This window comes from Streptococcus sp. 596553, assembly GCF_900411395.1.
GTDB lineage: Bacteria > Bacillota > Bacilli > Lactobacillales > Streptococcaceae > Streptococcus > Streptococcus mitis_BA.
In genome coordinates, this window is the sequence record NZ_OXCQ01000004.1 from 1 (window position 1) to 15,615 (window position 15,615).

Here is a 15,615-nt window from a genome sequence, read left to right on the forward strand (position 1 = left end):
CATATGATTCTTTCTAATGAGTTGTTTTGTCGCTTTTCATTATAGGTCATATGGGACTTTTTTTCTACAACAAAATAGGCTCCATAATATCTATAGGGGATTTACCCACTACAAATATTATAGAGCCGGATTTTAAAGCTTGATTGCTTGGTCTCTTTTTCATTATAGTTCCGTTTGATTTATAGTTTCATTAATTCTATGGAGATTCATCATTTTGAGTAATAATAGTACTTCCAGAAGTTAAAGATTCCATTTTATCTTTCAAGTGTCTGTATTAGATAATGTGTTCTAAATTTACTATATATTATTAGGGTTTGGGTAGAATCATTGATAACAGACTGTTGCAAATTTAGTTAGCTACATGATTTATATTTATCTACTTTTCTAGTAACCAATCTATAATGTTTTTCTTCTCAATACCATTGTAATTGGCTGTTGGCTGAATCGTATCCATTGTTAATAGATATTTAGGAAATTGATCTTTAATGGATTCTAGTGGTCTAAGTTCTCTTTCTAGTGTCTCAGGAGCAAGTGTTGTTTCACTGACTTGATAATAAGCGTAGTGACCAAGATCAGTTACAACAACAAAATCAACCTCATATTTATCTAAATTACCAACATATACTTGTGAATATCTACGTCTCAATTCCAAATATACCATATTTTCCAAGATATGCCCAATGTCTTCTTTGTGGTCTGGCAATAAGAGGTGTCGTAAACCTAAATCAACGGGATAATATTTTTCTAAGCGTTGCAATAATGCTCGACCTTTGACATCAAAACGTGGGACGGAATAAAAAAGTAAACTGTCTGTCAAAGTCGTCAAATAATTTTCTAAAGTATTATGGGATATTGAAACGTTTTGGCTGACTAGGGTATTACGAATCTTATTTGTTGATATTAAGCTACCTGTACTACTGAGAAGGGTTCGGACAATGCGCTCAATAATAGTAGGATTTGGATTTCCCAATCTAGTGACAATATCATTTAACAGTATTGAGTTATATATTCCTCTTAGATAATCAATTTTTTCAGCGTAAGATGATGTTTGCAATAAGTAAGGGAAAGCACTAAAGAGATAATTGTTAAAAATTTCTGTTGTATTCAGATTCTCTGAGAGAGATTGACCTGATAGGTATTCTTCAAATGACAAAGGAAGGACCTCTATCTCAACATACCGACCAGTCAAGTTTGTAGCTAATTGGCTACTCATAAAGTAAGCGTTTGATCCAGTCAAATAGAGGTCAACATTTGGCAAGATGAATAGACTATCTGCTACCAGTTCAAATTTTTCAACATGTTGAATTTCATCTAAAAAGATATAGTATGTTTTCTCTTCAACTAACTGCTCTTTTATATAAGTAAATAATGTTTGAAAATGTCGCAGGTCATAATAACTCAGATCCTCAAAATTGATGGATATAATCTGATCCTCGTCTACGCCAGTTGCTAGTAACTCCTCTTTATAGAGTTGAAAAAGCACAGATTTACCAGCTCGTCTAACTCCACTCACAACCTTAATGATTTGTCGGTCACGATGTCTTCTTAAAAAGTCTAAATAATGTGGTCTTTTAATATAGTTCATAATAGATACCTCAAAGATAGTATAATACAAATAGACGTTATTTTCAAATATTTGGAAATAAAATGGAATTTGTTTTGTTATTTTTAAATATCTAGAAATAATATCTTCAGAATAGAAAATGACGATAATAAAATCATTTGAACTGACATGAAGTAGCTGTGCGTTTGTTGTTAAACTATTACATCAACTTTGTGATACAGTAGTTCGCATTTTTCGCCTACTTTTTATGATTATGATAAGTTAACCACCAATATCCATTGGATATAAATTAGAAATGATTATGTTCTCATTTCGGGAAAATGCCCCTGGAGGTTAGTTCTATCAGCCAAATCAAGATTATAATTATCCTTAATAAAACTCTAAGGCTTTTATTCCATCCTTTGGCAATTTGGGCTTCTAGCCTCGGTGCAAACCACCCGTTAGATGGGTGTTATGATTTAAAAATGTCCTAAATTTTTTTGATTAACTAAAATTATTTTATAAAATAGTTTGTTAGACGATTTTATCTTGAATACTAATAATCAAAGCAAACCACCCGTTAGATGGGTGTTATGATTTAAAAATGTCCTAAATTTTTTTGATTAACTAAAATTATTTTATAAAATAGTTTGTTAGACGATTTTATCTTGAATACTAATAATCAAATGAAAGAAAAAGATAGCAGATACATAAATTTCTTATGCCGGGAAATTTCTCACTAATTTGCTACTTATCCCAACTTTTCAATACATCTCCCGAAATGCTTATAACATCTTGTGTTAAGCGTTTTCGTGTTTTATAATTCTATCATAACTTAAAAAAAGGAGAAGCTATATGTCAGTAGTATTAGCGAGAATTGATCAACGCATGATTCATGGTATTGTGGTAACACAATGGGCGGGGGCTACAAAGGCCAAAAGGTTGATGGTAGTAGATAATGAAGTAAGTAAGGACGAAGTCCAAAAGGCTGCTATGAGGATGAGTAAACCTGCAGGAACTGGAATGTCAATTATTGATACAGATACTGCGATTACAAATTTTGCAGATGGCAAGTATGATAATCATAATGTTTTACTAATTGTTCGAGAACCTGAAACATTGGTGGCATTGGTTGAAGGTGGAGTAAAGATACCAAAAGTTAACGTTGGAATAATGTTTGATGGTGAAGGAAAAAAAACAGTCAAGAAGATGGTATCTGTCAATGAAAAAGAAATTGCTGATTTGAAAAGATTAAAAACACTTGGTGTTGAGGTAACATTCCATTTTGTTCCTTCTGATCCAGAGGAAAATTTAGAAAAGTATATTAAATAGGAGATGATACTATGGAAGTGATTCAAGGTTTACTTATTATTTTATTGTCGTTTTGGGTAGTACTAGATCAACAAGGATTGGTACTAAGTACTTGGTTTCCTATAATGGTTTCATTATTTGTTGGAATTATTATGGGAGATATGAAAACAGCAATGATTATTGGTGGAACATTCCAATTGATGGCATTAGGTGTTGCAAACATTGGTGGTTCATCAGTACCAAACTGGGGACTAGCAGCATTAGTAGGTGGTTTTATTGCGATTAAAACAACAAGTAATGTAGAGTCTGCAAAAGCTGTAGCTTTAGCAGTAGGAGTTCCTGTTGGAATGCTTGGGATTCAGTTGGATGTTTTAGCAAAAATACTTAATACATATGTAACCCACGCAGCTCAGAAGGCAGCTAATGAGAAAAAGTTTACTAAGATGAATCGAATTTTTTGGATTGGACCGGTTATTTTTGGTTTATCAACAGCAATTCCGACAGCTCTTTGTGTCATTTTTGGAGATAAAATTGTAAATGTAATTTTGAATAGTGTACCAGAATGGTTCACTAATGGTTTATCTATTGCAGGTAGTATCCTACCTGTTGTCGGAATCGCGATTCTATTACAGGTGATGCCTACTAAAAAATATTTAAGCATGCTTATTGTTGGCTTTATCCTTGCAGCATATTTGAATTTACCAATTTTAGGAATTTCTCTTGCTGGTTTTGCCATTGCATATTACTATTTCACTATGAATAAAAATGTATCAACTGTTGTCTCTTCAACAGTTGCCGGAGCTGAAGAATTTGGAGATGACTTTGATGAATGATGTACAACAAAAAATAACAAAAAAAGATATTCGTAATGCCGCGTTCAGATATATGTTTATGGCATGTAATACTTTTAATTATGAGAATCAACAGGGACCAGCAGTTGTTTATGGATTAAATAAAGTTTTAAGAAAAATCTATCCAAATGATGATGAATATGTTGCGTCATTGAATAATCATTTTAAGTATTTTAATACTACTACTTGGATGGCTAATATCTTATTAGGTGCAAGTATAGCAATGGAAGAAAAAGATGGTGTTGAATCTTTAGATACGGTACAAAATTTTAAAACTGGTATGATGGGACCACTTGCTGGTGTAGGTGATACCTTAATTTGGGTATTATATCCAACAATCATGGGCTCAATTGCAGCATATATGGGATTAGAAGGGAATCCAATTGGTGCAATAATTTGGTTAGTTTTGAATGTTTTCTTCCTATTTTTCCGATTTAAATTATTTGATATCGGATATGATTCTGGTTTGAAGTTGATAACCGGATTAGGTGAAAAATTAAATATTTTTACTGAATCTGCTTCAATCATGGGTTTAACGGTTGTTGGAGCTTTAATCCCATCTGTAGTTAAAATGAAGATTTCGACAGTATTTACTACAGGAGATGTTAAGCTAGTAATTCAAGACGATATTCTTGATAAAATCATGCCAGCGCTATTACCTGCAGTGATGACTTATTTAGTTTACAAATTGTTAGCGAATAAGAAGTTATCCGTAATTCAAATTATTTTTGGAATTATTATTCTATCTTTAATTCTGTCTTACTTTGGCATTTTATCAGTTAATTAAAAGGAGAAAATATGACAAAAGTTATTATTGCAAGTCATCATCATCTTGCAACTGGGATGAAGGATACTATAGAGTACTTAATCCCATCTATTGGAAAAATTGATGTAATTGCAGCCTATATTAATAATGAGCCAATTGAAGACGAAATTTCAAAACTTTTAGAAAGTTATCCCGTTGACGAAAAAGTTCTGATTTTTACAGATTTGCTTGGTGGATCGGTGAATCAAACTTTTATTAGGTATATGAGCAAAAGAAATTTGTTTCTTGTAACAGGGATGAATTTACCAATTATTATGACGCTTTTGTTATCTATTGAAAGCGAAGATTTATCTGAAGAGTTAATTAGAAAGTCTATTGATGAAGCAAAGAATCAATTACTTTTTGTGAATGATATATATAATCAAGTGACTGATGAGGATGATGAGTGATGGCAGATGCTTGGTGGAAAAATAGTGTTGTTTATCAAATTTATCCTCAAAGTTTTAAGGATTCAAATGGAGATGGTGTAGGAGACCTGAATGGAATAAAAGAAAAATTACCGTATCTCCATAAGTTAGGAATTGATGTTATTTGGCTTAATCCTATCTATGAATCACCATTGGTGGATAATGGATACGATATCAGTGATTATGAAAGAATCCTATCAATTTATGGGACAATGGAAGATTTTCAAGAATTGTTAGCAGAAGCTCATAAATTAGAAATAAAGATTATTCTTGACTTGGTTGTGAATCATACCAGTGATAAGCATTCATGGTTTATTGAATCTAGAAAAAATAAAAATAATCCATATTCTGATTACTATATTTGGAAAGATCCTAAGCCAGATGGTAGCGAACCTAATAATTGGGGTTCCACTTTTGGTGGATCTGCATGGGAGTATGTTCCAGAACGAAATCAATATTATTTACATTGTTTTGCCAAGGAACAACCAGATTTAAATTGGGAAAATCCAACGGTACGTCAAGAAATTCAAAAAATGATGACCAAATGGTTTGATTTAGGAATTGATGGTTTCAGGATGGATGTCATTACATTGATAAGTAAAAGGCAGGACTATCCTGACGCACCGGATGGAGTTCCATACACTAAATCTTATTATGTAGGAGCTTCAAATGGCCCACGAGTTCATGAGTTTTTACATGAACTAAATCAGGAAGTTCTAAGCCGATATAATGTAATGACAGTTGGTGAAGCTCCAAATACAAACAGTGATCAAGCTTTGCAGTATACTCTGCCCGAAAATGAAGAATTGAATATGGTGTTTCATTTTGATCACATGCACTTGGATTATGGTAGATATGGTAAGTTCTCAGATATACGCTTTAAAGTAAGTGATTTAAAATCAGTTTTAACAGAGTGGCAATTGAAGTTAGAAAAAGGGTGGAATTCACTATACTGGAGTAATCACGATCAACCAAGAGCTGTCACTCGATTTGGTGATGATGGTGAATTTAGGGTACAGTCAGCAAAGATGTTAGCTACCTTATTGCATATGATGAAGGGAACTCCGTATGTTTTTCAAGGTGAAGAGTTGGGGATGAAGAATGTTCATTTTGATTCTGTAGAGAATTACAAAGATATCGAGACTAAATATTTTTATGAACTTATGAAGGAAAATGGTGAATCTTCATCTTATATAAATAATTCAATTTATTTAAAATCTAGAGATAATGCGAGAACACCGTTCCCATGGAATGGAAATAAAGAAGAAGGATATGGTTTTTCAAGTGGAAACCCTTGGATACAGTATTCTCCAGACAATTCTTCTATAAATGCAGAAGCCTGTCTTGAAGATTCAAACTCAATTTTTTATTATTATCAAAAATTAATCAGCTTGAGGCGCGATTACCCAATTATAATTCATGGGAAGTATGAATTGATAAACGAAGAAGATAGTGATGTTTTTAGTTATGTACGGGAATATAATAAACAAATTTTATTAATTGTGTGTTCATTCTCTAAAAAACCTACTACCTCGCAAGTGCCATCGAAACTGATTGGTCGTCAAGTAAAACATTTAATTGGAAATTATGAATCAGAACTTAAACAACTTCCAAAATTTTTTGAATTGAAACCTTTTGAAGCTCAAGTTTTCTTAATAGAACAATAAGGTTGCTTTTGTAAAACGATGAATAGAATCTATTTGACAGTTGTAGTGAGAGTTAATAGTATTAAGATTAGATGCTAGATTAAAACCTAATTGTAATAGGGAATTTATAAAATCTATTCACGAGGAACGTATGATATCAAATTTTTCTAAACTTGATATTGTGAGTTTTTTTGATTTGTCTCTTCTATTAATCTATTTATTGAAGACTAGTTCAATCAAGCATGAGTTCTGTTGTACATAATCTAAAGTGAGAATGTTTTATCTTTAATTATATGTTTGTTTATGATAGAATTAAATTGTTTTATAGGATTTTCAAATGAATATGCACTTTTACTAACAATATTGATTTTGAAAATAATGATGTAAATAAAAAGGATGAAAAAATGAATTTTGAACAGCATGTTGAAGTTAACTATGATAGTTTAACAATGAGTGAAAAGGAGATGTTGCAGTTCATTGTTCAACATAAAGAATTAATTGTATCCAAAACGATAGTAGAAGTAGGAGAACTTTTATTAACTTCAAAAAGCACAGTTTTGAGATTGGCGAAGAAGATTGGTTTTAGAGGTTTCACAGACATGAGGTATTCAATTCAAGATTCAATCTATAAAACAAAATCAGGAGATAAAATAGATTTGTTATCTCAATTACAAATGGATATACAGAAAACATTTCGATTTGCTACAGAATTAGATTTTTTACCCATTTTAAAAAAATTTATGAAGCTCCTCAAGTAATATTGTACGCCACTGGTTTCACTCAAAACAATTTTACGAAAGAGTTGTCAAATGAATTATTTTTAAATCATCGTCCAAATTATCTTGTTTCAGGGGAAACGAATTTTTCCATGTTAGCTGATAATTTGAATAAAGATGATTTAGTGATAATTACATCATTGAGTGGAAATACTAAAGGGATACAAACAACTATAAATAAATTAAATGCAAAGGGAGTTACTATTATTGGTATAACGGAATTTAGTGATAATTTTCTAAAGAATAATTCAACGTATCAATTGTTTTATGAAATTAGTAGAATAGACGAAAATCCAGACCTTGATAGTCGCTCTATGTCTTGCTTATATATTGTATTAATGATTTTGGCAAGAAAATATAGAGAATTTGTAAATAAGTTAGTTGAATAAAGTTGATTATTCCTGATGTTTTTTATAGCTTAAAATAAAATTATGATTAACCTAAAAAATTTTAAAACGTTTTTAAAATGACTAAAATGATTACAGTACATTAGTTAAAAATGAAAAAGAAATTACAGAGAAACATGGTATAATGTAACTAAAGGAGGTAGTATATGTCCTTAGATATAGATAAAGAAAAGATGACAATCATGGGAGTCGCTTTTGAAAATCGGTCCGTTTTTAAGAGTGTTTGGTATGCTTTAAGTACAAATATGATTGAAGGATGGCGACCTACGGTTAGTGATGTTGAAAAATTACGAGATGAAGCTCTTGCTCTGGGGATGGCTTAATGAAGCGTAAATGTTATGATTCTTATGACTATATTGATCCGAATAATTTATATACCTATCCAGATTCTTCAGTTCTAAGAAATAAGCAGGAAGAACGAGATGAGCAAAAAGCACGCGATCTTGAATATCGTATGGTTGCTAGTAAGAGTTTGAAATTATTTATCAATCCTATCCCAGTTTATAGTGTGAAAGATATATTGAAAATTTATCAATTTTTGTTTGAAGATATGTATCATTGGGCAGGTGAATTTAGAAAAGTCAATATTTCAAAAAGTGGTAATGCTTTTATGCCGATTCAGTCTTTCGATACAGCAATAAAGTTTTTTATAACGCACCAAAAATGGTGCGTTTCTATTTTTTTTGCTATAATAGAAATAAATAAAAGGAGGACTCTCATGATTGGAGAAAATATAAAAACATTACGTAAAACACATGATCTCACCCAACCTGAATTCGCAAAGATTATTGGCATCTCTCGAAATAGCCTGAGTCGTTATGAGAATGGGACAAGTTCAGTTTCGACAGAATTAGTAGATCGTATCTGCAAAAAATTTAATGTTTCCTATATCGATATCGTAGGGGAGGAAAAAATGCTCACACCAGTAGAAGATTATCAGTTAACATTAAAAATAGAATTGATAAAGGAAAGAGGAGCAAATATCTTAGCGCAACTTTATCGTTTTCAAGATGAACAAGGAATTAAATTTGATGATAGTTCTAATCCTTGGGTTCTAATGAGCGATGATCTTTCTGATTTGATTAACACGAAGATTTATCTTGTTGCAACTTTTGAGGATGTAGAGCGATATAATGGCTATTTGGATGGCATTGAACGTGTGCTAGAACAAGCTAGTCATCTAGTGGTGGCTTAATGAAATTAGATAAATTTAGCCAGGATGACTTTATTAAAGCCTCTAATCGACTCATTCGTTCTTTAACTCGTGGAAAAACAACTTCATCTCAGCCTAAGGCTATTTTGCTTGGTGGACAGAGTGGTGCTGGTAAGACAACGATTCATCGTATTAAACAAAGGGAATTTCAAGGAAATATTATTATCATTGATGGAGATAGTTATCGCTCTTTTCATCCGAACTACCTTGGTCTACAGGAAAAGTATGGTAAAGATAGTGTGGATTATACCAAAGTATTTGCAGGCCAAATGGTTGAATATCTTGTAGATGAATTGAGTAAACAAGGTTATCATTTATTAATCGAAGGTACCTTGAGAACGACCGAAGTTCCTCGTAAAACAGCACAATTATTGACAGCTAGAGGCTATCAAGTCTCACTTGCACTGATTGCGACTAAGCCAGAATTGTCCTATCTCAGTACTTTGATACGTTATGAGGAGCTCTACGCTATAGATCCTAGTCAAGCTAGAGCGACTCCTAAAACACACCATGATGGAATTGTAGGACATTTGGTTGGTAACTTACGGGAGTTGGAAAAGGAAGAACTTTTTAGACAAATTCAAATTTATCAAAGAGATCAATCGTGTGTTTATGATTCGCAAGTAGATCAAACCTCAGCAGCAGAAGTTCTACAAGAATGCCTCTTTGGAAAATGGAACACGGTGGAAGAAGAGATGTTGAAGATAGGACAGGAAAGGTTGAGGGAGTTAGGTGATAATTGATATGTGATGCAGGGGTAATTTATTTCGATGAATCGACAGTAATAGTTTTTTTATAGAAGCTAAATATTTATTGTCCAGGGGAACAAATATTGTATTGATTGATGACTTTGATAAAGTAAATACTGCTTTATACAATGTTAGTATCAAATGTTTGATAAGGGAAAGTTGGAAGATATAAATTACTTGGTAGATGTTTCCATAGGGTAAAATTCACACCATTACTTTTTAAGATTGCGATAAGCAATATCTCCAACTGTCATAGGAACTACATTAGAAGTATTGACATAAATTTGAGTTTGTACCTGTATGTCGCAGTTTATGAGGTGTAGCATGTGCTAGTTCATATCTTTATTGTTTTTCCCAAGAGATAAGAAGTTGAAGTAAATCATTAGAAATAGAGAAAAATAGGATAGCAAAAGCTCTATTTCAGGAGAAAATGAAGGAAATATTTCCATAATAAAACGCATACTATCAAGTTTTTTTGATAGTATACGTTTTATTCTAGAAATATTTACTGGCTGTTTTTCTCAAACTGACTTTTTAAGAAGTTACCTTATCAGCAATTTCAAATAAGTTTATGGAGCTATCTTTGGAAAAACTGTAGAATTTCAAAAATTACTACAGACCTTGAATTTTACTTATCATTTCAATGATTTAGATTGCTTACATTTTGTTTTGATAAGTTTTACGGTAATCTCCAGGAGAAAGTCCAGTCCTTTGTTTAAAAATTTTAGTAAAGTAAGAATAATTATCATACCCTACTTGACAAGATACTTGTGATATCGAGATATTTGTTTGAGATAGGAGAGATTTAGCAGCATTAATGCGTTTATCCGTTATATATTTAACAAGAGTTTCTCCAGTTTCTTTTTTAAAAATTCTAGCTAAATGATCTGCGCTGAGATAAACCATATCTGCTAATATAGAACGATTTATATCTTCATAGTAGTGATGATCTATGTATTCGACGATGCGTTGAATACTATTTTTTTGGTTTTCAATGTTTGTTGCAAATTTCTTAGCATGTGACCAGTAATAATCAAAGTAATCCTGAAAAGATTCAATTGAATGAAAGCGTCGTTGGAATAAGAAATCATGAGTGCTGTTTTGGAATAATTTATGTGCCGAGATTCCATTTTGATCTAGATATATTCCTATTTGTTGAATCCAATCTAGTAAAATTTGTTGTAGTGTGAAAGTAGGAATTTGAGAATTATAAGCAAGTGAATTAATTTTTTCTCTTAATTCGTATTCACTTAAGGTATCTAAAAAAGTAATTGAAAGAGTTTCTGTTTTAAAGGAAGTTGGAAAACTATGTGGAACACATGTAATAGTATTCCAATAAGAAACATACTGTTCATTATAAGTGTAGAGTTCTTTGGTATGAAATAAAATATCGGATAGTTTATGGCAACTCTTATATATAATGTTTGAGTATTTGCTAAAGTTATTAGAAATTTGAGAATGAATCTCATATGCCAATTTGTCACTACGTTTGGATGAGTCTACTCTAAAGAGACAAACATATTGATCAACCTGGCTTTCCATCTTGAATAGACTTATCAGCTTATAAGAAGGTTGTGAAATTCTTTGAAGTTCTCTTTTTAGTTGAGAAGTCCATGATGGAGTTTCTGCAGAATAATCTTCTTCATTAAGATTGATTGTTAAAACTGCAAGAAAAAAATACTGGTGTTTTTGAAGAATAAAATCTTGTTTGCTTGCTATATTTTCTAGCTCATCAATGCGAGAAATTTGAGGTTTTCTAAGGTAATCATACCAGAAGTTATCTTCTATTTGTAAAAGTGTATCATTTTTTCCGTTTAAGTTATGATTCTCAATTTTACTAATGGCTTTTTGAATAATAAATTCTAATTTTTCGAAGTTAATGGGTTTTAGATAGTATTCGAAGCTTTGTAATTCAATTGCTTTTTGAGCATAGTTGAAGTCGGCGTAATTGGTTAAAAAAATTGTTTTTATATCATATTTTTCATTTCTAATCCACGATAAGAGTTCGAGGCCACTACCTTGAGGCATTTCTATATCGCTTATCATGAGATCAATAGGATTCTCTCTAATAATATTTTGAGCTTGAGTGAGGCTATAGGCAACATAAACAGTGTCAATGTGTAGTTTAGCCCAATCTATTTTCTCTCGTAAAGCTTCAATGATAAAACGATCGTCATCAACTAATAAGATGTTCATTATAACCTCCGTCTATAATCTTGTATGGAATAAGTAAAAGAATTTTAGCCCCACCTTCTTCATTATTTTCAAATGCAATACTATAGTCATTAGGATAGAGAAGATTTAAACGTTCGATGGTGTTTGTGATCCCGATATGATGTCCATCTTCTGTTATTAGAGACTGTTTCTGATTTAGTTTTGATAAAATTTCTTCAGAGAAACCTGGACCATTATCTTCGATACAAATCTGAATATAATCTGAGTCCTCAGTTTTTACTTTTTTTATTGATAGTAAAATTGTAAATAAATCCTGAAATGAAAAACCGTGTTTGATTGTGTTTTCAATAAATGTTTGTAAAAGTAATGATGGGACAAGAGTATTTTGTAGGTCATCATTGTAGTTTAGTGAAAAGTAGATGCTATTTCCATATCGAATTCGTTGTATTTCTAAATAATCTTTAATATGCTGAACTTCATCTTTAAGTTCTGAAAAATCTTGATTAGCCATAAATAAATGACGGAGATAATTTGAAGTTAGGATAGTTAATTCTTCAATTTCCTTGTAGTTTTTTGTTTGAAGCATACTATGAATCATTGATAACATATTTAAGTAGAAATGCGGACGGATTTGATTCTTTAGATAATTAAGTTCTATCTTCTTAAGTTCTAGTTGTGAATGGTATTCCCGTATTTTTAATTCTTGCATGTCAAATATTACTTTATTAAGTTTATCATTTGCCTTATCAATTTCTAGTATACCTTCAGATATAAAAAATTCAGAAGGGGGGATGGAGTCCCCAAGTTGAGAGAGTCGTTCAGTGAGTCTTGTTATTGGTTTAATCATCCATTGACGAATATACAGGATAATGATGATTGATAAAATGGTGATAATGATAGGAACAGCTGATAAAAATACTTCTAAGAGTGTGATATTTCTAAAGACTTCGGCATAATCGACTAAAACATAAATATCGAAAGGTAAATGCGTTTTTTCATTTTGAGCATGAATTAGGTAGTTTTCGGAGGGTATATTGTTAGGCTCTTTTAGGGAAAGTTTACCATTATTACCAATATTAAGTTTTCTTAGAGGTTTTAGGATATCTTCTGAAGATATGACGGCATAAATGATTTTTCCTTCGTAATGAACAGATTTAACTAAGTATTCGCTGTTTTTAGTAGTTACATTTTTCCATTTACGGTCACTTATATCACTACGCAATGATTTTAGATTTGATTTTAACAGTAGATAATCTTCATATGGAATATAAAGATTGGAGACATTTATAAAATGATCAGTACTATCGGTTTCTAATAAGAACGTCATATGAGTTTCATTTTGATATTCAAACTCTATAAAGCTAGTTTGAACTTTTTTAAGATTTTCTTGATACTCAAGAAACGTTTGTACATGATTTAAGTTCTCTAAAGATTCATTATGTGTTATTGTTGAGTACATAAAGCGTTTTACAGAATGCAATTTCTCATTAACAGAATCAGCATAAATTTCAATTGAACTACGTAGGTGTACTATATTTTGGTTTTTAATAAAATTTCTGGTTATGTTACTCATAGCAATATTGATTAAAATATTTATCAATAGTAGTACAAGTAGGAGTTTAAAGAAAAAATGAATGGAATGTTTTTTTGATAAGTCGTGATTTAATTTCATATACTATTCCCCTCTTAAAATTATAGCACTTTGAAAATACGATATCATGTAACAAAACAGATATGTTTTTTCAAGATGTCGGAAAAGTAATAGTTTTTAAAATTAAAAAACTGAAAAATTGATAAACCTAGTCCAAAAAGTTCTATTAAGAGAATTCTATATGGTGTAAAATAATCGTAGAAAATCAGATGGGAGGAAAAACATGAAAGTAGCATCTCAACTTCATAAAATAAAATTAAAGCATAGTATTCCGTTATATATATTACTTTTTCCTTCAATATTGCTATTAATTTTATTTTCCTATATTCCCATGTTGGGACTAATTATTGCATTTAAAGACTATTCACCAGCCAATGGTATCTTTGCTAGTCAGTGGGTAGGATTTAAGTACTTTACTCAATTTTTCTCATCATTCCAATTCGGGACAACTATGTTCAATACATTAAAAATTTCACTTTATAGTATTGTAGTAGGATTCCCCTTACCTATTATACTAGCTATCATTAGTAATCAGTTAAGAGTTGGGAAATTTAGAAAAATATTTCAAGTGACAACTTACTTACCTCATTTTATCTCTACAATGGTTATGTGTGGGATGATCATCTTATTTTTATCTCCTACTAGTGGTTTGTTAGCGAATGTATTTAAGTCTGTTGGAATCACTATTCCAGATTTTTTATCAAAACCTAGTCATTTTGCAGGTGTTTATGTTTGGAGTGATGTATGGCAACATATTGGTTGGGATAGTATTATTTATCTGGCGGCGCTTTCTGCAATTGATCCTACATATTATGAGGCTGCAACTATGGATGGTGCCTCTAGGTTACAAAAAATTCGGCATATAGAATTACCATTGCTTTTGCCGACTGCTATGATTTTATTAATATTAAGAGCAGGTAGTTTATTAAGTGTAGGTTTTGAGAAAGTGTTACTACTGCAGAATCCACTTAATTTAGCAGGAAGTGAGATAATTTCGACCTATGTTTATAAAGTTGGTATGGTGAACTTTCAGTATAGTTATTCGACAGCTATAGGGTTATTTAACACCGTAGTCAATCTAATAATTTTGTTATCTGTTAACTGGTTCTCGAAAAGATATACTAGAACGGGTCTTTTTTAAAGGAAGGAGTGCTCAAGGTGAAATGGTTTCATAAATCAAGAAAAACAAACTCTGAATTATTATTTGATATAGTTACCTATGGTTTAGCAATTTTCCTTATCCTGTTAATTGTTTATCCGTTATGGTTTGTAGTGATTGCATCTTTTAGTAATCCTTCAGATGTTGCAAATGGGAAGGTATGGTTTATTCCTAGAGAATGGAAATTAGATGGATATTTACGTCTTATTCAACAACCTTTATTTTTGCGTAGCTATTTAAATACCATTTTATATACTGTTGTTGGTACCTTAGTTGCTTTAGTAGTCAATATTCCAGCTGGTTATGCTTTATCTAGAAAAGAATTAGTTGGTAGAAAGTGGATGAGTATTCTATACATAATCCCTATGTTTGTATCAGGTGGCTTGATTCCTACCTACTTAACAGTAAAGAATGTAGGCTTGATTGATACATTTTGGGTAATGGTAATACCTTTTGCGGTTTCATCATACAATATTATTGTTGCTAGAACTTTCTTTAATAATAGTATTCCAGACGGGATGTGGGAGGCTGCGCAAATTGATGGATGTGGTACAATTCGTTATTTTATTAAGATAGTCGTTCCTTTATCAAAAGCTATTATAGCAGTTATTGGACTTTGGACTGCAGTTGGTATTTGGAATTCGTGGTTTAATGCTTTAATTTATTTAACGAATGAAAATTTACAACCATTGCAATTAATTTTACGACGTTTACTAATTAGTAATCAAATGTTACAATCGCAAGCAACAGGAGAAGTTGCATCAGATCTTCGTATCAAAGCCGATATGATGAAATATGCAGCAATTGTTATTTCAACCGCTCCGATAATGTTGCTATATCCCTTTGTTCAAAAATATTTTAATCAAGGCGTAATGATTGGCGCCTTGAAAGAATAGGAGAA

General features: G+C 31.4%; 15 protein-coding genes and 2 pseudogenes. 13 read left to right on the forward strand and 4 right to left on the reverse strand.

All coding sequences use genetic code 11. From position 1 onward, the window contains the following. Positions 1–376: 376 nt before the first annotated feature. Positions 377–1,585, reverse strand: coding sequence for an ATP-binding protein (locus DSY56_RS05295; protein ID WP_112444299.1), 1,209 nt, complete (start codon positions 1,583–1,585; stop codon positions 377–379). 813 nt (positions 1,586–2,398) lie between these two features. Between DSY56_RS05295 and DSY56_RS05300 the strand changes: the two genes are divergently transcribed. The 11 genes and pseudogenes from DSY56_RS05300 to DSY56_RS12665 all read left to right on the forward strand — a co-directional run. Further along, a complete protein-coding gene (locus DSY56_RS05300; RefSeq protein WP_112444302.1) occupies positions 2,399–2,875 on the forward strand; it encodes a PTS system mannose/fructose/N-acetylgalactosamine-transporter subunit IIB in 477 nt (158 codons plus the stop codon). Between the two features lie 11 nt (positions 2,876–2,886). Then, positions 2,887–3,687, forward strand: a complete 801-nt coding sequence (locus DSY56_RS05305; protein ID WP_112444304.1) for a PTS mannose/fructose/sorbose/N-acetylgalactosamine transporter subunit IIC — start codon at positions 2,887–2,889, stop codon at positions 3,685–3,687. Further along, positions 3,680–4,492: a PTS system mannose/fructose/sorbose family transporter subunit IID gene (locus DSY56_RS05310; protein ID WP_001000716.1), complete on the forward strand. Its 813-nt coding sequence runs from the start codon at positions 3,680–3,682 to the stop codon at positions 4,490–4,492. Before DSY56_RS05305 ends, DSY56_RS05310 begins: the two co-directional genes overlap by 8 nt. Before the next feature lie 11 nt (positions 4,493–4,503). Next, complete coding sequence (locus DSY56_RS05315) at positions 4,504–4,920, forward strand: PTS sugar transporter subunit IIA (RefSeq protein ID WP_112444306.1); 417 nt, start codon at positions 4,504–4,506, stop codon at positions 4,918–4,920. After that, on the forward strand, positions 4,920–6,605 hold the full coding sequence (locus DSY56_RS05320; protein WP_112444308.1) for a glycoside hydrolase family 13 protein: 1,686 nt from the start codon (positions 4,920–4,922) through the stop codon (positions 6,603–6,605). Before DSY56_RS05315 ends, DSY56_RS05320 begins: the two co-directional genes overlap by 1 nt. A gap of 383 nt (positions 6,606–6,988) precedes the next feature. Further along, a complete protein-coding gene (locus tag DSY56_RS12335) occupies positions 6,989–7,342 on the forward strand; it encodes a MurR/RpiR family transcriptional regulator (protein ID WP_234990555.1) in 354 nt (117 codons plus the stop codon). Between the two features lie 2 nt (positions 7,343–7,344). Next, a complete protein-coding gene (locus DSY56_RS12340; RefSeq protein ID WP_164226511.1) occupies positions 7,345–7,749 on the forward strand; it encodes an SIS domain-containing protein in 405 nt (134 codons plus the stop codon). A 164-nt stretch (positions 7,750–7,913) separates the two neighbouring features. After that, entirely contained in the window at positions 7,914–8,090 is a 177-nt protein-coding gene (locus tag DSY56_RS05330) for a hypothetical protein (RefSeq protein WP_000050754.1), read from the forward strand. 395 nt (positions 8,091–8,485) lie between these two features. Beyond that, a complete protein-coding gene (gene pezA, locus DSY56_RS05340; protein WP_025171938.1) occupies positions 8,486–8,962 on the forward strand; it encodes a type II toxin-antitoxin system antitoxin PezA in 477 nt (158 codons plus the stop codon). Then, complete coding sequence (gene pezT, locus DSY56_RS05345; protein ID WP_112444310.1) at positions 8,962–9,723, forward strand: type II toxin-antitoxin system toxin PezT; 762 nt, start codon at positions 8,962–8,964, stop codon at positions 9,721–9,723. The genes pezA and pezT overlap by 1 nt, the downstream gene beginning before the upstream one ends. 58 nt (positions 9,724–9,781) lie before the next feature. Next, a pseudogene (locus DSY56_RS12665) lies at positions 9,782–9,921 on the forward strand (AAA family ATPase); the annotation flags it as partial. A gap of 20 nt (positions 9,922–9,941) precedes the next feature. On the opposite strand, the pseudogene DSY56_RS12345 reads toward DSY56_RS12665, so the two are convergent. From DSY56_RS12345 to DSY56_RS05360, 3 genes and pseudogenes are all read right to left on the reverse strand, one after another. Further along, positions 9,942–10,065, reverse strand: a pseudogene (locus DSY56_RS12345) (site-specific integrase); the annotation flags it as partial. A gap of 321 nt (positions 10,066–10,386) precedes the next feature. Continuing rightward, complete coding sequence (locus tag DSY56_RS05355) at positions 10,387–11,925, reverse strand: response regulator transcription factor (protein WP_112444312.1); 1,539 nt, start codon at positions 11,923–11,925, stop codon at positions 10,387–10,389. Next, positions 11,906–13,576, reverse strand: a complete 1,671-nt coding sequence (locus tag DSY56_RS05360) for a sensor histidine kinase (RefSeq protein WP_112444314.1) — start codon at positions 13,574–13,576, stop codon at positions 11,906–11,908. The genes DSY56_RS05355 and DSY56_RS05360 overlap by 20 nt, the downstream gene beginning before the upstream one ends. A 202-nt stretch (positions 13,577–13,778) precedes the next feature. Here DSY56_RS05360 and DSY56_RS05365 point away from each other — a divergent pair, with 202 nt between their 5' ends. Then, entirely contained in the window at positions 13,779–14,696 is a 918-nt protein-coding gene (locus DSY56_RS05365; protein WP_000861540.1) for an ABC transporter permease, read from the forward strand. Positions 14,697–14,713: 17 nt separating this feature from the next. Continuing rightward, positions 14,714–15,610 (forward strand): carbohydrate ABC transporter permease, encoded by an 897-nt coding sequence (locus DSY56_RS05370; protein WP_000870790.1) that lies wholly within the window; start codon positions 14,714–14,716, stop codon positions 15,608–15,610. Positions 15,611–15,615 lie beyond the last annotated feature (5 nt).

Bases quoted from the DNA above. Each gene is read 5' to 3' on its own strand.
- DSY56_RS05355 (WP_112444312.1), bottom strand. From the start codon at position 11,925: ATGAACATCTTATTAGTTGATGACGATCGTTTTATCATTGAAGCTTTA.
- DSY56_RS05295 (WP_112444299.1), bottom strand. From the start codon at position 1,585: ATGAACTATATTAAAAGACCACATTATTTAGACTTTTTAAGAAGACAT.
- DSY56_RS05330 (WP_000050754.1), top strand. From the start codon at position 7,914: ATGTCCTTAGATATAGATAAAGAAAAGATGACAATCATGGGAGTCGCT.
- DSY56_RS05315 (WP_112444306.1), top strand. From the start codon at position 4,504: ATGACAAAAGTTATTATTGCAAGTCATCATCATCTTGCAACTGGGATG.
- DSY56_RS05300 (WP_112444302.1), top strand. From the start codon at position 2,399: ATGTCAGTAGTATTAGCGAGAATTGATCAACGCATGATTCATGGTATT.
- DSY56_RS05365 (WP_000861540.1), top strand. From the start codon at position 13,779: ATGAAAGTAGCATCTCAACTTCATAAAATAAAATTAAAGCATAGTATT.
- DSY56_RS05320 (WP_112444308.1), top strand. From the start codon at position 4,920: ATGGCAGATGCTTGGTGGAAAAATAGTGTTGTTTATCAAATTTATCCT.
- DSY56_RS05360 (WP_112444314.1), bottom strand. From the start codon at position 13,576: ATGAAATTAAATCACGACTTATCAAAAAAACATTCCATTCATTTTTTC.
- pezA (WP_025171938.1), top strand. From the start codon at position 8,486: ATGATTGGAGAAAATATAAAAACATTACGTAAAACACATGATCTCACC.
- DSY56_RS05310 (WP_001000716.1), top strand. From the start codon at position 3,680: ATGAATGATGTACAACAAAAAATAACAAAAAAAGATATTCGTAATGCC.
- DSY56_RS12335 (WP_234990555.1), top strand. From the start codon at position 6,989: ATGAATTTTGAACAGCATGTTGAAGTTAACTATGATAGTTTAACAATG.
- pezT (WP_112444310.1), top strand. From the start codon at position 8,962: ATGAAATTAGATAAATTTAGCCAGGATGACTTTATTAAAGCCTCTAAT.
- DSY56_RS05305 (WP_112444304.1), top strand. From the start codon at position 2,887: ATGGAAGTGATTCAAGGTTTACTTATTATTTTATTGTCGTTTTGGGTA.